At 62.7% G+C, this 23,093-nt stretch carries 20 protein-coding genes; 12 read left to right on the forward strand and 8 right to left on the reverse strand.

What is annotated here, in order from left to right; genetic code table 11:
• Positions 1–24: 24 nt before the first annotated feature.
• On the reverse strand, positions 25–1,491 hold the full coding sequence (locus tag CD932_RS13515; protein WP_094443078.1) for a sorbosone dehydrogenase family protein: 1,467 nt from the start codon (positions 1,489–1,491) through the stop codon (positions 25–27).
• Positions 1,492–1,758: 267 nt separating this feature from the next.
• On the opposite strand from CD932_RS13515, the gene CD932_RS13520 reads away from it, so the two are divergent.
• Both CD932_RS13520 and CD932_RS13525 read left to right on the forward strand, forming a co-directional pair.
• Positions 1,759–2,865, forward strand: a complete 1,107-nt coding sequence (locus CD932_RS13520; RefSeq protein WP_094443079.1) for an S-(hydroxymethyl)glutathione dehydrogenase/class III alcohol dehydrogenase — start codon at positions 1,759–1,761, stop codon at positions 2,863–2,865.
• 331 nt (positions 2,866–3,196) lie between these two features.
• Positions 3,197–3,439 carry a hypothetical protein gene (locus tag CD932_RS13525; protein WP_094443080.1) on the forward strand — a complete coding sequence of 81 codons (243 nt, stop codon included), beginning with the start codon at positions 3,197–3,199 and terminating at the stop codon, positions 3,437–3,439.
• A gap of 9 nt (positions 3,440–3,448) precedes the next feature.
• On the opposite strand, the gene CD932_RS13530 is transcribed toward CD932_RS13525, so the two are convergent.
• On the reverse strand, positions 3,449–4,456 hold the full coding sequence (locus CD932_RS13530) for a GlxA family transcriptional regulator (RefSeq protein ID WP_094443081.1): 1,008 nt from the start codon (positions 4,454–4,456) through the stop codon (positions 3,449–3,451).
• 257 nt (positions 4,457–4,713) lie between these two features.
• Here CD932_RS13530 and CD932_RS13535 point away from each other — a divergent pair, with 257 nt between their 5' ends.
• The 3 genes from CD932_RS13535 (at position 4,714) to CD932_RS13545 (ending at position 8,802) form a co-directional block, all read left to right on the forward strand.
• The gene (locus CD932_RS13535) at positions 4,714–7,488 is read left to right on the forward strand and encodes a polymer-forming cytoskeletal protein (RefSeq protein ID WP_141213244.1); all 2,775 of its coding nucleotides are present in this window, start codon (positions 4,714–4,716) and stop codon (positions 7,486–7,488) included.
• Positions 7,489–7,577: 89 nt separating this feature from the next.
• The gene (locus CD932_RS13540) at positions 7,578–8,279 is read left to right on the forward strand and encodes a dienelactone hydrolase family protein (RefSeq protein WP_094443083.1); all 702 of its coding nucleotides are present in this window, start codon (positions 7,578–7,580) and stop codon (positions 8,277–8,279) included.
• Between the two features lie 106 nt (positions 8,280–8,385).
• On the forward strand, positions 8,386–8,802 hold the full coding sequence (locus tag CD932_RS13545; protein WP_094443084.1) for an SRPBCC family protein: 417 nt from the start codon (positions 8,386–8,388) through the stop codon (positions 8,800–8,802).
• A 51-nt stretch (positions 8,803–8,853) separates the two neighbouring features.
• On the opposite strand, the gene CD932_RS13550 is transcribed toward CD932_RS13545, so the two are convergent.
• Positions 8,854–10,491, reverse strand: a complete 1,638-nt coding sequence (locus CD932_RS13550; protein ID WP_094443085.1) for a M28 family peptidase — start codon at positions 10,489–10,491, stop codon at positions 8,854–8,856.
• A gap of 164 nt (positions 10,492–10,655) precedes the next feature.
• Here CD932_RS13550 and CD932_RS13555 point away from each other — a divergent pair, with 164 nt between their 5' ends.
• From CD932_RS13555 to CD932_RS13565, 3 genes are all read left to right on the forward strand, one after another.
• The gene (locus CD932_RS13555) at positions 10,656–11,552 is read left to right on the forward strand and encodes an alpha/beta fold hydrolase (protein WP_094443086.1); all 897 of its coding nucleotides are present in this window, start codon (positions 10,656–10,658) and stop codon (positions 11,550–11,552) included.
• A 201-nt stretch (positions 11,553–11,753) separates the two neighbouring features.
• Positions 11,754–13,913 (forward strand): DEAD/DEAH box helicase, encoded by a 2,160-nt coding sequence (locus CD932_RS13560; protein ID WP_094443636.1) that lies wholly within the window; start codon positions 11,754–11,756, stop codon positions 13,911–13,913.
• Positions 13,914–14,344: 431 nt separating this feature from the next.
• Positions 14,345–15,976, forward strand: a complete 1,632-nt coding sequence (locus CD932_RS13565; RefSeq protein ID WP_176460949.1) for a PAS domain-containing methyl-accepting chemotaxis protein — start codon at positions 14,345–14,347, stop codon at positions 15,974–15,976.
• 13 nt (positions 15,977–15,989) lie between these two features.
• On the opposite strand, the gene bamE is transcribed toward CD932_RS13565, so the two are convergent.
• The 4 genes from bamE to CD932_RS13585 are packed head-to-tail and all read right to left on the reverse strand — an operon-like array spanning position 15,990 to position 19,000.
• Positions 15,990–16,298, reverse strand: a complete 309-nt coding sequence (gene bamE / locus CD932_RS13570) for an outer membrane protein assembly factor BamE (RefSeq protein ID WP_094443087.1) — start codon at positions 16,296–16,298, stop codon at positions 15,990–15,992.
• Positions 16,295–17,107, reverse strand: a complete 813-nt coding sequence (locus CD932_RS13575; RefSeq protein WP_094443088.1) for a hypothetical protein — start codon at positions 17,105–17,107, stop codon at positions 16,295–16,297. The genes bamE and CD932_RS13575 overlap by 4 nt, the downstream gene beginning before the upstream one ends.
• 51 nt (positions 17,108–17,158) lie before the next feature.
• Positions 17,159–17,509 carry a nucleotide pyrophosphohydrolase gene (locus CD932_RS13580; protein WP_094443089.1) on the reverse strand — a complete coding sequence of 117 codons (351 nt, stop codon included), beginning with the start codon at positions 17,507–17,509 and terminating at the stop codon, positions 17,159–17,161.
• A 33-nt stretch (positions 17,510–17,542) separates the two neighbouring features.
• Positions 17,543–19,000 carry a cytochrome P450 gene (locus CD932_RS13585; protein WP_094443090.1) on the reverse strand — a complete coding sequence of 486 codons (1,458 nt, stop codon included), beginning with the start codon at positions 18,998–19,000 and terminating at the stop codon, positions 17,543–17,545.
• Between the two features lie 113 nt (positions 19,001–19,113).
• Here CD932_RS13585 and CD932_RS13590 point away from each other — a divergent pair, with 113 nt between their 5' ends.
• The 4 genes from CD932_RS13590 (at position 19,114) to CD932_RS13605 (ending at position 22,128) form a co-directional block, all read left to right on the forward strand.
• Positions 19,114–19,971, forward strand: a complete 858-nt coding sequence (locus CD932_RS13590; RefSeq protein ID WP_094443091.1) for an AraC family transcriptional regulator — start codon at positions 19,114–19,116, stop codon at positions 19,969–19,971.
• Between the two features lie 138 nt (positions 19,972–20,109).
• Positions 20,110–20,727: an AIM24 family protein gene (locus CD932_RS13595; protein ID WP_217270619.1), complete on the forward strand. Its 618-nt coding sequence runs from the start codon at positions 20,110–20,112 to the stop codon at positions 20,725–20,727.
• 18 nt (positions 20,728–20,745) lie between these two features.
• Positions 20,746–21,387: an AIM24 family protein gene (locus tag CD932_RS13600; protein WP_094443092.1), complete on the forward strand. Its 642-nt coding sequence runs from the start codon at positions 20,746–20,748 to the stop codon at positions 21,385–21,387.
• A gap of 3 nt (positions 21,388–21,390) precedes the next feature.
• Entirely contained in the window at positions 21,391–22,128 is a 738-nt protein-coding gene (locus tag CD932_RS13605) for an AIM24 family protein (RefSeq protein ID WP_094443093.1), read from the forward strand.
• 4 nt (positions 22,129–22,132) lie between these two features.
• On the opposite strand, the gene CD932_RS13610 is transcribed toward CD932_RS13605, so the two are convergent.
• The gene (locus CD932_RS13610) at positions 22,133–22,933 is read right to left on the reverse strand and encodes an enoyl-CoA hydratase (RefSeq protein ID WP_094443094.1); all 801 of its coding nucleotides are present in this window, start codon (positions 22,931–22,933) and stop codon (positions 22,133–22,135) included.
• Between the last annotated feature and the right edge of the window lie 160 nt (positions 22,934–23,093).

The following is a 23,093-nucleotide window of genomic DNA, read 5'->3' on the forward strand; positions in this document are numbered from 1 at the left end:
CAGGCGTCGAAAAATGCCACTGTGTTACTGCTTGCGCACGATGCGGTACACCTTGCCGCTGCCGCCAAGCAGGTACAGTTCTTTCTGCGCATCCTGGCCGAACGACAGGATATTGCCCACGTTCGTGATGTTCCAGTCCGTCACGGCCGAGGCGCTGCTATTGCTGTAGGTAAAACTCTTCAGCCAGCCGCTGCAATAGTCGGAGTACAGATACCGGCCCGCCAGTTCCGGCAGCGCCGTGCCGCGGTAGACATAGCCGCCCGTGATCGAGCAGCCGCCCGCGCTGTCGTGGCCGTACTCGACCTTGGGCAATACCAGAGCCGTCTGGTTGCACGTCGCGCTGTTGTAGCACTGCGTGCCTTCCATGATGTTCCAGCCATAGTTGTTGCCAGCCTGGTCCACGGGCACGACATTGATCTCTTCGCGCTGGGCCTGGCCCACGTCGGCGATATACAGCAGTTGCGCCGTGGTATCGAAGGCGTAGCGCCAGGGATTGCGCAGGCCATAGGCCCAGATTTCCGCGCGCTTGCCGGCCGTATTGACAAACGGATTGCCGGCCGGAATGGCATATGGTTGCACGATGCTGCTGGCGTTCACGTCAAGGCGCAGCATCTTGCCGAGCAGTGTATTGGTATTTTGTGCGTTACCGGCCGCGTCGCCAGCGCCGCCGCCATCACCCGTGGTCACATACAGATAGCCGTCCGGGCCAAAGCTGAGCAGGCCGCCATTGTGGTTGCTGAAACCGGGGTGGGCAATCGCGATGATCTGCACGCTGGCCAGCGCATCGGCGACGTTGGCGTTGCCGGCCGACACCTGGCGCCGCTCGATGATGATATTGCCGATCAAGTCGGTGTAGTACAGGAAAAAGTAGCCGTTGCTGGCGTACTGCGGATGAAACGCCATCGACAGCAGGCCCCGTTCGCCATCGGTGGTGGTGCGGCTGCTGATATCGAGAAACGGCGTGGCCAGCAGGATGCCATTGTCGACGATGCGGATGCGCCCGGCGCGCTCGACGATGAACAGCCGGCTGTCGCCGGGCGGCGACGTCAGGAAGGTCGGCGCCTGCAGGCCGCTGGCCACCTCCTGCAAGGCCAGCGCCAGCGGCGCCGTGGCCGCGTAGGCGACGCCAGCGCCGGCTGTGGCGCCAGCGGCCACCTGCACTTGCTGGGTCGCCGGCGTGGCCGCCAGGCTGCCGGTGCCGTAAGCCACATTGGCGGCGGTGATGGCATAGGCACCCGGCGCCAGGTCGCTCAAGGTGGCTGACGCCGTCAGCAGCTTGCTGTAAGCGGCCGGTCCGGTCACGGTGACGGCGCCGTTGACGCCGGCGGGCAGGCCGCTGATGGTCACCGCGAGGCTGCCGGTGGTGGGGCCGGGAGGCGGATGGTGGTCATTGTCGTTGCCGCCGCACGCGGCCAGCAGGCCCAGGGTGAACAGCATCAGCAGCGCCAGCAAGGCTTGTTTGAGTGCGGTGGGGGAAGTTCGATTGCGCATGTCAGTCTCCAGGGATGGAACGACGCAGCCGCTTGTCGGGTGACGGACGGCGTTGAAATACGATCATGCATTTTTTCGCCAGCTGACTTGATCGCGCGCAAGCGAGTGTTGTACTGTTGCCAGCATACGCCTGCCGCATACCGCTACCGTTCGTTGCCGCACGATCGGACAAAGGGGCGGCGTTTTCAGACAATCGCGCGCCGGCCCGTATCGCGCGCGGCCGAGGCAGGCCATAATGCGACATCTGAAACCGCGCAGGAGCGACCCATGAAAACCAAAGCAGCCGTGGCCTGGAAGGCCGGCGCCCCCCTGACCATCGAAGAAGTCGACCTGGCCGGGCCGCGTGAAGGCGAAGTGCTGATCGAACTGAAAGCGACCGGTATCTGCCATACCGATTACTACACCCTGTCGGGCGCCGATCCGGAAGGCATCTTCCCCGCCATCCTGGGCCATGAAGGCGCCGGCATCGTGGTTGACGTGGGCCCGGGCGTGAAAACGCTGAAAAAGGACGACCACGTGATTCCCCTGTACACGCCGGAATGCCGCGAGTGCAAGTTTTGCCTGTCGCAAAAGACCAATCTGTGCCAGAAAATCCGCAGCACCCAGGGCCGTGGCCTGATGCCCGACGCCACCAGCCGCTTTTCGCTGGACGGCAAGCCGCTGTTCCATTACATGGGCACCTCGACCTTCTCGAACTTTATCGTGGTGCCGGAAATCGCCCTGGCGAAGATCCGTGAAGACGCGCCGTTCGACAAGGTCTGCTATATCGGTTGCGGCGTGACCACCGGCGTGGGCGCGGTCTTGTTCTCGGCCAAGGTCGAGGCGGGCGCCAATGTGGCCGTGTTCGGCCTGGGCGGCATCGGCCTGAACGTGATCCAGGCGGCGAAAATGGTCGGCGCCGACAAGATTATCGGCATCGACATCAACCCGGCGCGCCAGGCCATCGCCCGCAAGTTCGGCATGACGCACTTTATCAATCCGAACGAAGTGGAGAACGTGGTTGACGCCATCGTGCAATTGACCGACGGCGGCGCCGATTACAGTTTTGAATGCGTCGGTAACACCAGCCTGATGCGCCAGGCGCTCGAATGCACCCACAAGGGCTGGGGCAAATCGTTCATTATCGGCGTGGCGGCGGCCGGCCAGGAAATCTCGACCCGTCCGTTCCAGCTGGTGACGGGCCGCGAATGGCGCGGTTCGGCCTTTGGCGGCGCGCGCGGCCGCACCGATGTGCCGAAGATCGTCGACTGGTATATGGAAGGCAAGCTCAATATCGACGACCTGATCACGCACCGCCTGCCGCTCGAACGCATCAACGAAGGCTTTGACCTGATGAAGAGCGGCGAGTCGATCCGTTCGGTGGTGCTGTACTAAGCAAGTACGCATAAATTCTTGTGGATTCTGACTTCCATAACCGGCGCTCTGCGGCGTTGCCCGCTGCTAGCAGTGCTCGCACTGCGTCGCATCGGGCGCCTTTGCGGGAGTATCGCCTTGCAAGGCGATACCGTTGCGCAGGCGCGGGACAGGTCCCGCGAATTCCCTGCTCCGCCATCCGGTTCTGTTCGTCATAATTTCACAATAATTTCTTGGCACTTACTTAAATCAGCAACACCAGAGGCCAGCAGGGGACGGCGCGCTGTACTTCGCCAGCCACCCCTGCTAATGTCGAAGGCATCGCTGCATAACCTTGATGCCGGGAGCCCCAATGTTTGCCACTGCCTATCTGCTGACCTTGCGGCGCATGCTGCCCGTGTTGCTTGGCGCGAGCTTGTCCGCCATGCTGGCGCTGTGGTGGCGCGATGCCGCCATCCTTGCCACGCCCGTCGTCTGGTTGGCCTTGCTGGCCACGTATTTGCTGTGTGCGCTGATGTTTACGCCGCTGGAGTGGCAGCGCCAGCAACTGGCGGTGCGGCGTGTGCGCATCGCCAGTTCGGGCAAGTCGCGCTAAGGACTCACGCTAACGCGTGGTGCTGGAAAAACGTTCGCGGTAGTCGCGCGGCGTGACGCCGAGTTTCTTGTGAAACAGCCGGCGCAGCCTTTCCTCGCTCTGTAAACCAGTCTGCGCGGCCACGTGTTTCAGTGACGACACGTTTTCTTCCAGTAGCCGACGCGCCAGCTCGAAGCGCGCCGTTTCAATGAACTCGGTGGGACTGGTATGCGTTTCACGCTGGAACACGCGCGTAAAATTGCGCTCGCTCATGGCCAGACTGGCCGCCAGTTGCGGCACGCTCAGGTCTTCGGCCAGGTGGTCCATGATCCAGGCCTGCAACTGGCGGATGGTCGGGTGCGTCGTCATCTGGCTCGACAGGTGCACGGAAAACTGCGACTGCCCGCCCGGGCGTTTCAGGTACACTACCAGGTCGCGTGCTACTTCCAGCGCGATATCGCGGCTGAAATCCTCTTCCACCAGTGCCAGCGCCAGGTCGATGCCGGCGGTGACGCCCGCGGAGGTCCAGACATTTCCTTCGCGCACAAAAATCGCATCGGCGTTGACCTCGATTTGCGGATAGCGCCGGCGCAGGCTGTCCACCGCGCTCCAGTGCGTGGCGGCGCGCTTGCCATCGAGCACACCGGCCTCGGCCAGGAAAAAGCAGCCCGTGCACAGCGCCGCCAGGGTATCGATGCGCGGCGCCGCCTGCGCCACCCAGGCGGCAATCGCCGGGATCTCTTGCAACACCTGCTCGACATGGTGGCAGCCGACGATCACCGCCAGGTCCGGCAAGCTGGCCGCGTCGAGCATCTTGCTGGCATGCAAACTCATCAGCGTATCGGACGCCACCGGCCCGATGGCGGTCGAAGCGATGTGCATCTCATAGCCTCCCGGCAGATTGCGCAGGCGCAGATGGGTGTTGGCATAATCAAACACCTTCATGGCGCCGATGGCTTCAAGGGCCTTGAAGCCCGGGTAGATGATGATGTCGACGGTGCGCAATGGCGAGCGGGAAGTGGGGAGCGGATCTGTCATCAGATACGTGATTGCTGGGTCAAGGTGACAGCTTAGCATGCGAGGGCTATGCTTAAAGTCAACACGCAATGTTTCGTGGATATTAAAGGGCTTTATAATTCCGCATTATGAAAAAAACCCTGTTCAAATATCTGGCAGCATTGTGGCTTTTATTGACCGTTTCTGTGATCACGCAGGCGGCCAACTTGAATTTCAATGGCGGTGCCGTATCGGCTTGTTCAATCACGGGAAATCAATATAGCTGTAGCGGCCTCGATATGCCGGATTACAACAACACCATGGTGATCGCCAGCGGCTACACCGTGGTGGTGCCGGGCGCCATTTCCTTCGGTTATAACCAGAGCCTGACGATGAGCGGCACCGCAGCGCTGATCGTCAATGGCGACCTCGATATTGGCAATATCAACGGCCCCAACCTGAATATCTCTGGCGGCAGCCTGACTGCGCAGGGCGGTACCTTCAAGGTCGGGCAACAGGCACAGACACTGACGGCGAACGTCAGCGCGACCAACATTTATCTGGGCAGTGGCTCCAACCTGACGATCACTGGCACCATTGTGGCCACAAGCCTGGTCGATATTGCATCGCATGCCACCGTCAACGGTCCGATCAGCGGCTCTACCGTCCATACCAATTCTCCGGTAGTGCTCAATGGCGACGTTACCGCGAAGGTCGAATTCAACCTGGCATCTGGCGGTCGCCTGACCGGCAAGCTGGTGTCGCCAACCGTCAATATCGAACCATCCGATACCCGCGTTTTCGGCGATGTCACGGCCTCCAAATCATTGACCCTTGGTTCTGGAAATTTTATTTCCGGTAACGTTGTCGCGGGAAAGGTCGAACTGCAATCGTCGGAAGCGTATATCACCGGCAATGCCAAGGTCGATTCCATCATCCTTGGCTGGCATGGCCGGGTGCGGCAAAAAATCACTTGTAATGCTTTTACTCCGAGCACTCCTTGTACTTGCGTCTCTAACAACAGCGGTTACGACGAGGGTACGGTGAACGGACCGTCCTGCGCCGCGCCGCAGGTAGCCGGCCCGCACCATTTCCAGATCACCCATCCGGCCGCAGCATTGAGCTGCTCCCCTGAAAAAGTCACCGTCAAGGCCTGCGCCGACGCCAGTTGCGGCAGCGCGTATACCAATGGCGCAACCGTCGTCCTGGCGCCTGGCGGCGCCACGGCGTCAACGGGCACTACCGGCAGCGTCGACAGCACGGTGGCGCAATACGCGGGGGGCACGGCCACCCTGAGCCTCACCAGCACGCCATCGACCACAGGCGCGCTGGTCTGCAAAGACAGTACCACCGGCAATGTCACCAACTGCCAGATGCCGTTCAACAGCAGCGGCCTGCAGGTGAGCGGCAATCCGCGCTATGCGGAAGATGAGGCGATTGTGTCGATCAGCGCGCTGCGCTCCTCCAGCAACAATCCGCGCGCCTGCGTTCCCTTGTTCGCAGGCCTCGATAAAACCATCAAGCTGCGCTGCAGTTATGCCAATCCCGCCACTGGCACCCTGGCCGCGCGCATACAGGGCAAGAATGGGACTTATTTGTCGCTGGGCGCCAGTAACAGCAGCGCCTGCGGCGTGGATGGCACCGATGTCCTGTTGAAATTCGATAGCGATGGGCTGGCGCAGCCGAACATGCTCTATGCGGACGTAGGCCAGCTGGGGCTGACTGCCACCTATACCTCGACCAGCGGCACCGACAATGGTTTGACGATGACGGGCAGCGGCAATGTCATCGTCGTACCGGCCAAGTTTGCTTTCAGCGCGATTGCCAGCCCGCAGCGCGCCGGCCAGGAAGTGCCATCGGTGACCGTCACGGCGCAAAACAAGGCGGGCGCCACCACGCCTAATTTCGGTCAGGAGACGATCAAGCCAGCGGTGGCCCTGAGCCATGGCTATGTGTTACCGAAGTTTGGTACGCAAAATGGCAATGCCGACCCGGAAGTGAGCGGCGTACTCGGTTTCAACAATGGCGTGCTCAAGAGCAGCGCACTGGCATGGGCGGAAACGGGCACCATCAATATCACCGCTATCTTGAACAATTACCTGGGCGTGCAACAAATCGGCACGGTTACGCCGCTGGCGACGGGCGCCAGCAACAATGTACTGTTTATCCCGCACCATTTCCAGACGGCGCTCGATATCGTCAACATGCCCGCTGCGGGTTTTCCCGCACTGTGCGGCGCCCAGTTCGCTTGTACCGATAACGGCGCCGGCACCGGCGCCCGCTATGTGTATGCGCGCCAGCCTTTCGCGCTGAAGGTGACGGCGCAGAACCTGCAGAACGCCACCACCATAAATTTTGACAAGCAGGATACCAGCATCAATACGCAGCAGGTCCAGCTGCTGGCGCGCGACGCCCAGGACAGCGCCAATATGCCGCCAGCCGGCAGCAAGTTCACCGATGGCAGCGCGGCCGGCATCGTCTTGAGCGGCGTGCCCATAAGCGCTTTCAGCGGCGGCGTGGCGCGCCAGGTGCTGGCCTATCAATTTCCCGGCGCTTATTCGCCCTCGGCTGGCGCCACGTCGCTGGCAGCGCCGACCATACTGCTGCTGCGCGCCAACTTTACTTACCCGGTCAGCAATGTGGTGACATCGACGCCGTCGGCGCAAGGCAAGGAAGCGGTGCTGACGGTGATTACCGGGCGCGCGATGGTGCCCAACAGCTACGGCTCGGAACTGCTGCCGATCCGGCTGGAGGTGCAGGCGCAGTACTGGGACGGCGCGCGCTGGCGCGCCAACCTGGCCGACAGCCTGAGCAGCTTCGGCAAGGCCAATGTGGTGCTGGCCAACTGCACCAAGGCGCTGGTCTGCAGCACGCTGGTGGTTGCCGACCAGGTATATCAGTTCAGTAGCGGCGTGCTGGCAGCCAATGGCCGGTTGACGCTGCAGGCGCCAAAGGTGGCTGGCAGCGTCGATGTGTCGCTCGGCGGCCTGCCGCATTTTCCCTCCACCGTCGGGCGGGTGGTGTTTGGCGTATTCAAGTCGGGTCCGGTGCTTTACATACGCGAAATGTACTAGTGTGTTCCTTGGGCAGGGCTGACGCAGAAAGCGGAAAAAACCAGTAAGATGCCTTGCTGTTTCCTTCCCCTTACAGAACTGGAGTCTTCATGAGCATCACTACGCAGTGGATCGATATCACCGGCGCCGACGGCGCCACCTTCCCGGCTTACCTGGCCGTGCCGCATCTCGGCAAGGGCCCCGGCATCGTGTTGTTGCAGGAAATTTTTGGCGTCAATGAACATATCCGCACGGTGGCCGAGCAATATGCGCTTGACGGCTATGTGGTGCTGGTGCCCGATCTGTTCTGGCGCGAAGGCGCGCACATCGAACTGGGCTATGAAGGGGCGGACTGGCAGCGCGCCGTCGAACTGATGCAGGCCACCGACAACGAGCACGTGCTGGCCGATATCACCGCCAGCGTCGCCGCCCTGCGCGCGCGCGCGGAAGTGGACGGCAAGATTGCTTCGATCGGCTACTGCTTCGGCGGCCGCCTGTCGTACCAGGCGGCAGCGGCCGGCCTGGTCGACGGCGCCATCGCCTACTACGGCGGCGGCATCCAGAACAAGCTGGACCTGGCCGAGGAAATCAAGGTGCCGCTGCTGATGCATTTCGGCGCCAACGACAGCCATATCCCGGCCGACGCCGTGAAAAGCATCGCCGAACGCTTCGACGGCCGCGAAGAGGTGGAAATCCATGTCTATCCGCAAGCCGAACACGGTTTCAACTGCAATTACCGCGACAGCTACGATCTGCGCTCGTCGGTGCAGGCGCATGGCAATACGCTGATTTTTCTGTCAGAAAATCTGTAGTCATCCGGCAGCAAAGCGGCATGGGCGCTAAAATAGCGGCTGTGCCGGGCATTCCGGCCGGCCGGGCGCCACGCCCGGCAAACCTGGATGAGGAACCGAACTGAAGATGGCCCAAGTAACTGTTTCTGTGACATTGGCGGCAAGCGCCGAACGCGTGTGGGATTTTATCGGCGGCTTCCAGTCGCTGGCGGAGTGGTCGAGTTCGATCAAGACCAGCTTGCCGGAGCAGGGCGGCCGCGTGCGCCGCCTGAAAACCACGGACGGCGCCATCATCGCCGAACGCCTGCAAAGCTTCAGTGAAGCGGACAAGAGCTACAGCTACACCATCGTCTCGGGCCCGATTCCCGTCAAAAACTACCGCTCCACCCTGCGCGTGACGGGCGAACCAGGTGCGTCATCGTGCGTGGCCGAATGGTCGAGCCAGTTCGATGCCGCCGAAGGCGTGGAAGACGTGATGGTCGGCGCCTTCCAGCACCTGTATGAGACGGCGTTTGTCGACCTGAAACGCATCATGGCGATCTGAGCTACCGCTCGCCGCTCAGGCAGCGCATGCCGCCGCCAGGCCGGGTGCTGATCAGCGTGGCACTTTCCCGAAGGCCTCGTTCTTGTTCCACACCGGCATGGTCTTGTCGTTCGCCACTTCATAGCCCAGGTTCAGGGTGAACTGCGCCTGCTGCACCATGCCCGACAGATCCCAGGACGGCTTGTATTCGTCCGTCACCTGATGGTAATCTTTCTTGAACGCAACCAGGCGCGCGCTTGATGCCTTCGGGTCCTTGATGAAGGCGAACGAGCCGTCGCCCGAGAACACGGCCGAGCCCACGTTAAAGGCGGGAATGCCGGCCTTGGCAAAGGCGAAATGGTCGGCGCGGTAAAAGGCGCCGGACAGGTCGGGGATGGCGGGCGCCAGGCGCAGGCCCATGCGTTTGGCCACCCTGGCGGCGCTCGCGTACAGGCTGCTGCGCTCGGCGCCGGCAACGCCGATATCGCGCGTTTTGCCGACAAAATTCATGCTGTCGAGGTTCAGGTCGGCGGCGGTCTTTGCCAGCGGCCACAGCGGTGCGCGTACCCAGGCGTTGGCGCCCAGCATGCCGGTTTCTTCACCGGCCGGCCACAGGAAGATCTGCGTGCGGCGTGCCGGTTGCTTGACGGCTACTTGCGCCATCGCCAGCAAGGCCGCCGCGCCCGAGGCGTTGTCGATCGCGCCGTTATAGATATGGTCGCTGCCGGCGGCGCTGTTGTCGTTGCCTTCGTCATCCTTGCCCAGGTGATCCCAGTGCGCCGAATAAATCACCGCCTCGTCTTTCAGCTTCGGGTCGGTGCCGGGCACGATGCCGGCCACGTTGAATTGCAAGATGGTGCGGATGGTGCTGTTCAGGCTGACCTTGACGGTGGCGTCCAGGGCCACCGGCTGGAACTCGCGCGTCTCGGCCCTGGCGCGCAGGGCGTCCAGGTCCTGCCCTGCTTGCTGGAACAGGGCGCGCGCCGCATCTTCCTGCAGCCAGCCTTCCATCGCATTGCCGGCGCCGGCCAGGTTGAAGCGCTCGTGGCCGAAACCGTTGGCCGGTACCGACCATGGATACGAGGCCGACGCCGTCGTATGGATCAGCAGCACCCCGGCCGCGCCCTGGCGCAGCGCTTCCTCGTATTTGTAGACCCAGCGGCCATACCAGGTCAGCGACTTGCCGGCAAAGCGGTTCGGTTCAAGCGCGGTGGGCTGCGGATCGTTGACCATCATGATCACCAGCTTGCCTTTCAGATCGACACCCTTGAAATCATCCCAGTGTTCGTCAAGCGCGCGGATGCCGTAGCCGGCAAACACCACGGGCGCCTCGAACGCCACTTTCTCTTGCCCGTTCGACGCGCCAAACACGATGCCTTCACCAAACCTGGGCGCCAGCGTCTTGCCGCCGGCGCTGAAGGTCACCGTGCTGCCCGGCAAGACCTTGCTGCCGACAATCTGCAGGCCCTGGCGATACGTGCCGTCCTTCAGCGGTTGCAAGCCGGCCAGCGCCGCCTGGGTTTCCAGGTAGCGCACGGCCAGGTCGCCGCCGCGCTGGCCCGTGCCGCGTCCTTCGAGCAGGTCGTCGGCCAGAAAGGACAGGTGGGCGCGCAGTGGCGCTTCGGCAACGACAGGCAGGGGCTGGGCGCTGGCGGCCGTGCCCAAAAGGGCGAGGCTGGCGGCGAGGGCAAGGGGGGAACAGGTACGCATAAGGACTCCAGAATAGACGAGACAAGCTGCAACGATGATGCATTGGCAGTAATCTTACTCTACGGATCATATTTCCTGAACGTACAGCGCGGCGTGCCGGCGCCGAATCGGGCCACAATGACAACGAAGGCCGCCAACCGGCAGGCCATGTACAGGAGGCCGGCATGAACGACGCACGCAGCAGCACCGACCAGGCAGTCGCGGGAAACACCCTGCGCACTCTTGATGGCACGACGATTTACTACAAGGACTGGGGCAGCGGCGCGCCGGTGGTGTTCAGCCACGGCTGGCCGCTGTCATCCGATGCCTGGGAAGACCAGATGTTTTTCCTCGCCTCCAACGGCTACCGCGTGATCGCCCACGACCGGCGCGGCCATGGCCGCTCCAGCCAGCCTTTCGACGGCAATGACATGGATACCTATGCCGACGACCTGGCCGAACTGATCGAGGCGCTCGACCTGCAGGGCGCGACCCTGGTCGGACACTCCACCGGCGGCGGCGAGGTGGCGCGCTATATCGGCCGCCATGGCACGGCTCGCCTGTCGGGCGCGGTGCTGGTGGGCGCCGTGCCGCCGCTGATGCTGCAAACGCCGGACAACCCGCAGGGTTTGCCGCTCGAGGTGTTTGACGCTATCCGCAGCGGCGTGCAGGCCGACCGCAGCCAGTTCTTCCGCGACCTCAGTGAAGCTTTCTACGGCTATAACCGGCCCGGAGCCAAGCCTTCGCAGGGCGTGCGCGATGCGTTCTGGCGGCTGGGCATGCAGGCCGGCATGCCGGCCGCTTTTCTGTGCATCAAGCAGTTTTCGCAAACCGATTTTACGCAAGACCTGGCGAAGTTCGATATTCCCACGCTGGTGATCCATGGCGACGACGACCAGATCGTGCCGATCGCCGCCTCGGCGCGGCGCACGGCCGAACTGATCATCGGCAGCCGGCTGCTGGTGTATCCGGGCGCGCCGCATGGCCTGGCGACCACCCACAAGGATCAATTGAATGCAGACTTGCTGGAGTTCCTGCGCCATGCGGCCAACGCGCCAACACTGGCTTCCGAACATTTGTAGGCGGCGCGGGATATATTGCAAAACAGGTAAGGTTGCCTGGTTTTTGCACCAATTGCGTGCGGATCGCCGATTTTTCTGCGTTTGGGATGGCAAAAATTGGCGATCTGCCGCGCGCTTCCACCCGGGCAGGGCCAGTAAAGAGTAAACTAGCAGATACACTCTTTCGCATTGGGCGATTCGAGCGAACTTGTGAGTGATTTCATGTCTGATACACCAATTTCCTTATTTTCCGATCTTCACCTGAGCGAGCCGCTGATACGCGCGCTCAAGGATGTCGGTTACGAAACACCGTCGCCTATCCAGGCGGCCACGATTCCCTTGTTGCTCGCCAATCGCGACGTGCTGGGCCAGGCGCAAACAGGTACCGGTAAAACCGCCGCCTTTGCCCTGCCTATTCTGTCGCGCATCGATCTGAAACAAAGCTCACCCCAAGCCCTGGTCCTGGCGCCGACACGCGAACTGGCGATCCAGGTCGCCGAAGCGTTCCAGGTGTACGCTGCCCATATTCCGGGTTTCCACGTGCTGCCGATCTACGGCGGCCAAAGCTATGGCCCGCAATTGTCGGCGCTGCGCCGCGGCGTGCACGTCATTGTCGGCACGCCGGGCCGCGTCATCGATCACCTGGACAAGGGTTCGCTCGACCTGTCCAAGCTGAAAACCCTGGTGCTCGACGAAGCCGATGAAATGCTGCGCATGGGCTTTATCGACGACGTCGAACGCATCTTGAAAGAAACGCCGGACGGCCATCAAACGGCGCTGTTCTCGGCCACCATGCCGTCGGTCATCAAGCGCATCGCCACCACCTACCTGGTCAACCCGGCCGAAGTGACGGTGGCCGCCAAAACCGGCACGGCCGACAATATTCGCCAGCGCTATTGGCTGGTGTCGGGCATGCACAAGCTCGACGCGCTGACCCGCATCCTGGAAGCGGAAGCGTTTGACGGCATGATCATCTTTGCCCGCACCAAGCTGGGCACGGAAGAGCTGGCCGGCAAGCTGCAGGCACGCGGCTTCTCGGCTGCCGCCATCAATGGCGATATCCAGCAGGCGCAGCGCGAACGCACCATCCAGCAACTGAAAGACGGCAAGATCGACATCCTGGTCGCCACCGATGTGGCCGCGCGCGGCCTGGACGTCGAGCGTATCAGCCACGTGGTCAACTACGACGTGCCGCACGATCCGGAAAGCTATACCCACCGTATCGGCCGCACCGGCCGCGCCGGCCGCAGCGGCGAAGCGATTCTGTTCATCACCCCGCGCGAAAAGAATTTGCTCAAAGCCATTGAACGCTCGACCCGCCAGCCGATCGGCATGCTGGAACTGCCGACCATCCAGGCCGTCAACGACGTGCGGATCGCCAAGTTCAAGGAACAGATCACGGAAACGCTGGCGCTGGGCGAACTGGAACAATTCCAGTCGCTGATCGAGGACTTCGAGCGCGAACAGAATATCCCGGCCATCGAAATCGCCGCCGCCCTGGCGAAGATGGCGCGTGGCAATACGCCGCTGCTGCTGGACAAGAACAAGCAGCGCGAACAAGCGACCTGGCAGGATGACCGTCCGGCACGCCAGGAGCGCTTTGACCGCCCCGAGCGTGGCGAGCGTCCTGAACGCGGCGAGCGCTTCGAACGTGGCGAGCGCGGCGAACGCCCGGCCTTCCCGAAAAAGGAACGCGTTCAACGGCCTGCCGACGCCGGCATGCAAACCTTCCGTATCGAAGTAGGCCATCAGCATGGCGTCAAACCGGGCAATATCGTCGGCGCCATCGCCAACGAAGCGGGCATCGATTCGAAGAATATCGGCCGCATCGAGATCTACGACGACTACAGCGTGCTGGACCTGCCGGACAGCATGCCGAAGGAATTGCTGGAGCAGCTGAAAACCGTGTGGGTCGCCGGCCAGCAACTGCGCATCAGCCGCGACGGCGACGCGCCTGACCTGGCGCCAGCGGCTGCACCGCGCAAGCCATTTGCCGCCAAGGCCGCGCCATCGTTCAAGGAAGCCGCTGCCGAAGCGCCAGCCGCCGACGTTCCGGTTCGTGCACCGAAGAAAGAGCGCCCACGACCAGGCGTGACGGCTTACCGCATCGAAGTGGGCCGCGATCATCTGGTCACGCCGAGCAATATCGTCGGCGCCATCGCCAACGAAGCGAACCTGGAAGCCAAGCATATCGGCCGCATCGATATCTTTGACAAGCACAGCGTGCTGGACCTGCCGGAAGGCATGCCGCCGGAAATCCTCGACCACCTGAAATCGGTCTGGGTGGCTGGTCAGCAATTGCGCATCACCCTCGATGACGGCACCTCGGAGCGCAAGCCCGCGCCGCCACGCCCGAAAGCGCCGCGCAAGACCTACAAGTAATCCTGCAGCGTTCGCAGCAGTGACCAGAGGCGCCTTCGGGCGCCTTTTTTGTCGCCTTTAGGCAACATCAATTCCTCTTCCCGAGCCGTCTTCCCTTGCTGTGCGGGCAATAAGTGGTCCTGCTTGCGGTTTGACTGACAGTGCGCCGCTTGGTTACACCTGCGTTCATTTGGCAGGCATCGCCGCGTATTTGACGCTGCATTGGAATATTGATGGCATACAGGCGATGTCAGGCGCGTGATTTATTAATATTCCACATGTTAATAAGATCAATTTAATTAAAAAAAAGAAAATACAAATTGCAATATCACGTGTATTTATGTTATTCCTTTTCGTGTATCAATTCTGGCTCTCTCGTGGGGCCGCCAGCCTTGATGTGGTATATTGTTTTTATAATTTAGCCATGCTATTTAAAAAAACAGGGGACGAGAATGCGCTTGAATATGCCGGTCACGCAGCAGGAATATATTCTTAATGAAGGCATGACAATTGTTTCCACCACGGATTTACAGGGAAACATTAATTATGCCAATCAATATTTTATTGAAGTCAGCGGATTTTCCGAATCGGAATTGCTGGGTGCGCCGCAGAACATCCTGCGCCACCCCGACATGCCGGCCGAAGCGTTTGCCGACCTGTGGCGCACCATCCAGAGCGGCATGCCGTGGACCGGCATGGTCAAGAACCGCTGCAAGAACGGCGACTATTACTGGGTGCTGGCCAATATCACGCCGGTGATCGAAAACGGCCGTCCGGTCGGCTATATGTCGGTGCGCACCAAGCCCACGCGCGAGCAGGTGGCCGAGGCGGCGGCGGCGTACCAGGGCTTCAAGGACGGCAACCAGGCCAAGCTGGCGATTCGCAAGGGCCGCGTGGTGGGCCAGGGCCTGGGCGCCATGCTGAAAGCCTTGAGCCAGCCCAGCCTGTCGCAGGGCATGGCCGTGAACGCCATCTTTTTCTGCGCCTCGATGGCCATTCTGGGCGGCGCCGTGTGGAATATCGACAGCGACACCCACGCCGCCACGCGCGGCTGGCTGATCGCGCTGGCCGCCATGGCCTCGGTGATCATGCTGGTGTTCTGGGCCTATCTGAACAACGCTGTGGTGCAGCCCCTGAGCGAGGCGGTGATGGCGGCGCGCAAGATGGCCGGCGGCGACCTGACGGGCGTGATCGACAAGGTGCGCGACGATGATATGGGCCAGCTGATGGCGGCCCTGCGCCAGACCAATATCAATCTGCACAGCATTATCGGCGACGTGCGCGCCAATTTCGAGGATATCCGCGTTACCACGGCCGAGATCGCGACTGGCAATATGGACTTGTCCAGCCGTACCGAATCGCAGGCGTCCAGTCTGGAACAGACGGCGGCCAGCATGGAAGAACTGACTTCGACCGTGCAGAATAGCGCCGATCACGTGGCCACGGCCAATGAGCTGGCGGTGCAGGCATCAAAAGTGGCCGCGAAAGGCGGCGCGATCGTCACGGAAGTGGTCAGCACCATGGATGAAATCAGCGGTTCGTCGCGCAAGATTCTCGATATTATCGGCCTGATCGACGGCATCGCCTTCCAGACCAATATACTGGCCCTGAACGCCGCCGTCGAAGCGGCGCGCGCCGGCGAGCACGGCCGTGGCTTTGCCGTCGTTGCCGGCGAGGTGCGCAGCCTGGCCCAGCGCTCGGCCACCGCCGCCAAGGAAGTCAAACACCTGATTGACCATTCGATCGCCACCGTCAGCGCCGGCACCGTACTGACCAGCAACGCGGGCGCCACCATGCAGGAAGTGATCGCCTCGGTGGCGCGCGTGACGGAAGTCATGGACGAAATCTCGTCGACCACGCGCGAGCAGAACCAGGGCATCGGCCAGGTCAACCAGGCCGTGATCCATATGGACGGCATCACCCAGCAAAATGCGGCACTGGTCGAGCAGGCGGCGGCAGCGGCGACCAACCTGGCGCAGCGCACCGATAGCGTGGCCAAGTCGATGTTCGTGTTCAAGCTCAAGCATGAGCCACGGCGCAGGGCCAGTGGCGGTGCGGTGCGGGCGCTGGTCACATCGCGCTGAGCAACAGCCCGGGCTATTTCTTCAGCAGGTACACCTCGCTGCGGCGGACTTTTTTCACCACGCCGTCCTGGCCGAACAGGATGATGTACTCGCCGCCTCCCGGCGAGCCATCCGGGTAGGTGTACATCCACACCTCATTGCCGCTGTCAAAACGGATCGAGGTGCTCTCGCCCAGGGCGGCGCGCACCTGTTCGCGCGTGCTGCTGCCCACCTGCACGTTTTGTTCCAGGGTGGCTTGCGGCACCGATTTGCTGGCCTGCAGGGCGCGCGTGCCGGAGCAGGCGGCCAGCGACAGCAGCAGGGGAAACATCAGCCACTTCATGGCGCCACCTCATCCATGTAGTCGAATTCCAGCAAGGTATCGTCGGGCCAGCTTTTGTCCCACAGCGGCGCGTAGTAGGTGCGGTCGAGCAAGACCTGGCAGTCGCAATACGGCAGCGATGCCGGGGTTTGTTCACCGCCCGCATACAGCATCCTGAAGGGCAGGGCCAGGCGGCGCTCGCCGTGCACGAGCGTGACGCCCAGCAAAGGCCGGTCGCTAAAGAACAGATAGTTGCCGTCCGGCTCGGAGCAGACCTTGTCGGTGCTGTAGAGCACGCTGGACAGCCATGAAATGATGGCGGGATCGTTCGAGATCAGGCCCGAATCCATGCCGGCGCGGCATTCCAGGCGCAGGTCGCCCAGGCGTCGCGTGTCGGGCGGCAAGCCCGGCGTGATGACCTGGGCGCGCCAGCTCATGGTACTGGCCTTGCGGTTGGCGATCAGCACCGCGTCTTCGCGCAGCGCCTGTTCGTTGCGCACGGGGGCGAAGCTGTTATCCTCAAGCAAGGGCAGCGGCACGCTGACGGTGTCGCCGGCAATGCGCAATTTCACGTCCCGCATGTCGACGCCGGGCTGGCGCGGCAGCAGGCGAAAACGCAGGCTGGCCTGCGGCGCCAGCGCATGGTCGCGCTCGAAACGCTCCACGCCCCGCATCATCTTGCGGTAGGACTTGTCGACCGGGTCGCGCGTGGCGTCCACCTTGACTTGCGGTACGGCCGCAGGTACCGGCGCCGTTTGCGCCAGGGCAGGCACGCAGGGCAGCACGGCCATCAGGAGTAGAGAAGCAAAGAGGGAAGTGGGAATGCGCATGACACCATGCTACGCCGATTCGCGCATCGGCCACGCACAGATGGGGGGCTATCAGTATTCGGAATATTTGCGCGCGTCGCCGCGTACCTGCCCTGCCGGATATTTCACGGCGTTCAGCGCCATCTTTTCCAGCACGGCCGCATGCAGGTCGACCCCGCTCTTGTCGGCCAGGCGCACCAGGTACATCAGCACGTCGGCCAGTTCATGGCGAATGCCGGCGCGTCTGGCGTCATCGAGTTCCGCATCCGCACCGGTCGGCAGCCATTGATAGTGCTCGACCAGTTCGGCCACTTCCACCGACAGCGCCATGGCCAGGTTTTTCGGCGTATGGAACTGGTCCCAGTCGCGCTCCTGGGCAAAGGCGGCCAGGCGGTCACGGATATCGAGCAGGCTGTCGTTCATGATGGCGTTACGTTGAAGTAAAAGCCGATGGTATCACCTGGGCGGCGCCAGCCGCAGCGACAGGCCCACCGGCGACATCACAAAGCCCATCAGCTCCTGCGCCTCGCCACCATCGGGCGTATCGACGCCGGCGATCTCGAAACTGCCCAGCAGCATGGCCATGGCGATCTTGATTTCCAGCAGCGCCAGATAGCGGCCCGGGCAGGTGCGCAGGCCGGAGCCGAAGGGCATGGCGGCGCGGCTGTTGTTGACCTGGCCCTCCTGTCCTTGCTTCAGCCAGCGCTCGGGCTTGAAGGCTTGCGCATCGGGAAAGTGTGCGTCGGACACGGTATCGTGGCGCAGCACGCACCATACGATGCTGCCGGCCGGCACGGCCACGTCGCCCACCACCGTGTCGCGCAGCGCTTCGAGCGGCAAAAACGGCGCCACCGGCTTCAGGCGCATCGCTTCGCTGGCGCAGGCGCCCAGGTAATCGAGGCTGTTCATCTGCTCGATGGTAAAGCCGGCCATGTCGGGCGCCACCCGGCGCACTTCCTCGCGCGCCCGGGCCAGGGCGTGGGGATGTCGCTGCAGCAAATAAATCATCCACGAAATCGTGTTGGCCGTGGTGTCTTCGCCGGCCAGCAGCATGGTCAGCACATTGCCGGCCACGGCGCGGTCGTCGACACCGCTGTCTTTCTCGTCGGCGGCGGCGATCATGGCTTCGAGCAGATTGGGCGGGCGCAGGCGCCGCGCCGGGTCCTGCTCCATGCGCACCCGCGCCTGCTGGACCAGGTCGCTCACGGCCCGGTCCAGCGCCGCCACGTCGCGCTCCAGGCGCTTGTCTGCGGGTAACTTGAAGTAGCGCCAGTAGGGCAACATCGACAGGCTGCGCCGCGCCACGGCCGGCAAAATCGCATCCATATGGCGCTGGATTACATCCTCGCCCGCTTCCAGGGTATTGACCTCGGTGCCAAAGGCCAGCCCCGCGATAATGTCGACCGTGTAGCGTTTCAGGTCGCCGTCGAGGCTGATCGGCTGGCCTTGTTGCGCCGCTGCCTGCCAGCGCCGCTGCAAGCGCTGCGCCACCGTCACCAGCGACGGAAAATAGGCCTTGATGGCGCCCGGGGCCATGCCGGCCATCACCATGCGGCGCTGGTTGCGCCACGCGTTGCCTTCGGCCAGGAACAGGCCCGGAATGCCGCCCATTTCCTCGGACACGAGATAGCTCGACAGCGGGCGGCGAAAGCCGTCGGGGCGGTCGCGCAAAATGGCGGCGACCGCGACACTATCGGCCACCACCAGCACCAGGGTGCGGCCAAACCAGGCGCGCATGAAGGGGCCATAACGGCGTACCCAGCCTTCCACGTCGCGGTGGATGCGCGGCAGTTTTAACTGCAAACTGTTGCCCAGCACGGGCAGGGCGAATGGACCCGGCAAGTGGCGGATCTGGCGCAGGGTGCGCGGGATGGCGGGCGCTTCGGGCGCGGCGGCAAGGTCGAGTGGCGGCATGGCAAACTCCGTTGGACGGCGAATAATGGCATGACTGTAGCGCGCATGATGGCGCCTGTCTTGAACGTATACGACATCGCCCGTGGCGCATGAATCTCGGTACAATCGCTGTCATGGCTACCGCTTCCCTTCCTGTCACGCGCTTGATCGCGCCGCGCCTGGCGCTCGCTTCCTGCGTGCGCGCCTTTCTGGTGCGCGACACGACCGGCTGCCCGACTTTGCCGCCGGCGCAGCGCCTGAACCGCTTTCCGGCCGCGCCCATGTGCAGCATCATCTGGACGGTGGCGGGCGAGCTCGAAGCGGCCGCGCCGGGGCTGGCTTGGGGCGACGTGCGCATGCCGGCGGCCCTGTTTGGCGGCCCCCGTTCGTATCCGCTGGTCAGCTACAACCCGGGCCCCGTGCATTCCTTCGTCGTGATGTTTTATCCGGCCGCGCTGCATGCCTTGACTGGCATGGCGATGGCGCCGCTGCTGGACCAGTTCCGTCCGTTTGAGGACTTGTTCGATGGCGAATGGCAAGCGCTGTCGCGGGCCGTGCTGGTCGCGCCCAGCGATGAAGTGCGCGTGCAACTGGTGGAGGATTTTCTCGCGCCACGCTGGCAAGTGGCGCGTCAGCAGGACGATCAACCGGCCAGCGCCATCGGCGACTGGGTGCGGCGCCTGGGTGTGCAGGCCGTGTCCAGCGGCCTGGCCGGCGGCGCGCGCAATGTCGAGCGCCGCATCAAGACCTGGGCCGGCCAGCCCATGCGCACCCTGCACCGCATGCGCCGCGCCGAGCAGCTGTTCCTCGACGAGCGCGACGCCATGCTGCAGGGTAAAGTTTCCTGGTCCGATCTGGCCGCCCATGGCGGCTATGCCGACCAGGCCCATTTATGCCGGGAAACGCGGCAGATCACGGGATTGAGCCCGACCGAACTGGCGCGCGCCAGCCGTGACGATGAAAGTTACTGGATCTATCGCATCTGGAATTAGAGCGCTGACCCACGCTGCAGCGCTGAGCCAGGGGCGGCCCCCGCGTTCGATAGGAATAGCACTTGCACGCAAGCACTAGCACCGGTATCTTGTCCTTCAGCCATGGCTGTGTTGCCTGGTATTTCAGGAGGATCGCGAGTGACCAGTTTCCGCAACAATACCGACCGCCTGCTCGAAGTACGGCTGCAGGACGAAAAAGTGCTGGCGATCGCCGGCGCCATGGTCGCCTATACGGGCAGCATCAAGTTTGAAAAATCCCTGCTCGGCGGCGAAGGCATCTTTGGCGCGCTCAAGCGCAAGGTGACCAACGAAGGCATGCAGCTGATGCAGGCCTCCGGCAACGGCACCGTGTTCTTTGCCCACAATGCGTTCGAGATCACCGTGCTGGCGCTGGCCGGCGAAAAGCTGACCATCGAAAGCAGCAGCCTCCTGGCCTACGACACCAGCCTGAAGACCGGCACCAGCTTTGCCGGCCTGCGCGGCGCCAGCTCGGGCCAGGGCCTGTTTTCCACCACGGTGGAAGGCAACGGCAATATCGCCGTCATCTCGCAAGGCAACCTGATCATGCTGGAAGTGACGCCCTCGACCCCGCTGCGGGTGGACCCGGACGCCTTTGTCGGCTTCAAGGGCGATATCCGCCAGGAATTCGTGTTCGACGTCAACTGGCGCACGATGATAGGACAAAGCTCGGGCGAGTCCTACCAGCACAAATTCACCGGCCAGGGCGTGGTGTATATCCAGCCCGCCGAACGTTAAGCAGCCAGGAGCCACGCGATGCCGGTTTATCAGCAGATCAATGAAAAAATGCTCGAGGTCAAACTCAGCAACGAAGAAGTGTTCGCGCGCAAGGGCGCCATGGTGTCCTACCAGGGCGAGGTGCAGTTCAGCCGCTCCTTCCTGGCGGGCCAGGGCGTGCAAAGCCTGGCCATGCGCGCCGTTACCAATGAAGGCTACGCCATGATGGCGGCCAGGGGTAGCGGCAGCGTGTACTACGCGCACGCCGGCCTGTTCGTCACCATTATTCCGGTGCGCGGCGAAACCCTGTATGTGGAAAGCGACACTTTGCTGGCCTTTGACGCGCGCCTGACGGCCGGCACCATGTTCCTCGGCAACCAGGGCGGCATCCAGGGCGTGGTGCGCGGCGCGGTATCGGGCCAGGGCCTGTTTACCACCACCTTGCAGGGCACCGGCGAAGTGGCGATTTTGTCGGATGGCAACACCATCGGCCTGCCCGTCACGCCGGACGTGCCGGTGTTTGTCGACCCGCAAGCGTATATCGGCCATACGGGGCAACTGAGTTCGAATATTGTTACCGACCTGAACTGGAAAACCTTTGTCGGACAAGCCTCGGGCGAATCGTACCAGGTGAAATTCACGGGCCAGGGCACGGTCTATATCCAAGCGAGCGAAAGGTAAGCCATGACGATCTACAATCCCTCCACCTTGCCGAAAAACGATAACCTGAACCGTTTTTCGTATGTGATCGACGTCAAGGAACAGATCTTCATTCGCAAGGGCAAGATGATTGCCTTTTATGGCGAGCTGCGCTTCGAGGCCATGGGCAGCAGCGTGCTCGACCTGATCGTGCGCACCGCCTTCAACGCCCCCAAGTATGTCCATCATTTCGTGGTGGCGAACGGGCAGGGCCAGCTGATTTTGGGCGACAACGGCAACGACCTGGCCTGCTATGATCTCGACAACGCCAACATGACCATCCGCGCGAAAAACCTGCTGGGATTTACCAAGGACGTGATCTGCCAGGAATCGACCTTGCCCGGCTATCTGACCATGATCGGCACCGGCAAGGTGATCGCCTCGTCGAACGGCCCCGTGCACTTTCTGGAACTGCCGTGCCGGGTCGACGAGCAGGCCGTGCTGGGCTGGGCCGATTGCCCCAGCCCGTCATACCACTACGATTACGCCCATGTGCAGGGCTGGGCCTCGGCGGCCGGTGCGTTGACCGGTTTCAGCCTGTCGGGCGAGGAAAAACAGATCGATTTCACGGGCGCCGGCACGGTGCTGGTGCAGTCGTCGGAACTGGACATGGCGGGCAGCTCGACCCTGGCGCATCTGCTGTCGCAACTGCCGCTGCTGGGCCAGGACGACCTGAACAAGCTGAGTGTTTCGGCGCAGCAGCAGATGAAGGAAAACCGCTAGGCTCCTAAGCTTGCGCTTGCCAGTTCGGCGGGCGTTTTTCCAGGAAGGCGGCAACGCCTTCCTGTGCGTCTTCCTCCATCATGTTGTTCGCCATCACGTCGCCCGCATAGGCATAGGCGTCGGCCAGCGCCATCTGGCGCTGGCGGTAGAACATCGCCTTGCCATGGCGCACGGCGGCCGGGCTCTTGTCCATGATGCTTTGCGCCAGCAGCGCCACCTGCTCGTCGAGCGCTTCGTCGGGCACGGCGGTATTGATCAGGCCCCAGTCAGCGGCCGTGCTGGCATCGATAAAGCGGCCCGTCACCAGCATGCCGAAGGCGCGCTTGGGCGACACATTGCGCGACAGCGCCACCGATGGCGTGGCGCAGAACAGGCCCACATTGATGCCGGACACGGCAAAGCGCGCCGAGGCAGCCGCCACCGCCAGGTCGCAACTGGCCACCAACTGGCAGCCGGCCGCCGTGGCGATGCCATGCACGCGCGCAATCACCGGCACGGGCAATTCCTGTATCGCCCGCATCACGCGCGAACACTGCGCAAACAGCGTCTTGTAATAGGCGAGCTTGCGCGTGGCCTGCATTTCGCGCAAGTCGTGGCCGGCGCAAAACGCCTTGCCTTCGGCCGCCAGCACCACGCAGCGCACCTCGGGCTGGCCGGCGATGAGATCGAGTTCGGCCTGCAGCGCCGCCAGCATGGCTTCGGACAGGGCATTGAATTGCAGCGGACGGTTCAGGCGCAGGGTGACCAGGCCACCGGCGTTGTCGCGCAGCACCAGTGGCGCCGCTGTGTCAGTTGTGATGTTCATGGCGTCTATATGGACGTCTCCCGTTTGCCAAGGTGTTTTTTGTGTGTTCCAGACAGGATAGGCTGCAGTTCTATATCCGGCCTTGCGGCAACGGTCTCTCCCCTGCCGGCCCCGATGAAATCCGCTGACCTACACCTCATTCTCCTGGCGGGCTTTGTGC

The sequence above is a fragment of the Janthinobacterium sp. PC23-8 genome, from assembly GCF_002250505.1.
GTDB lineage: Bacteria > Pseudomonadota > Gammaproteobacteria > Burkholderiales > Burkholderiaceae_D > Janthinobacterium.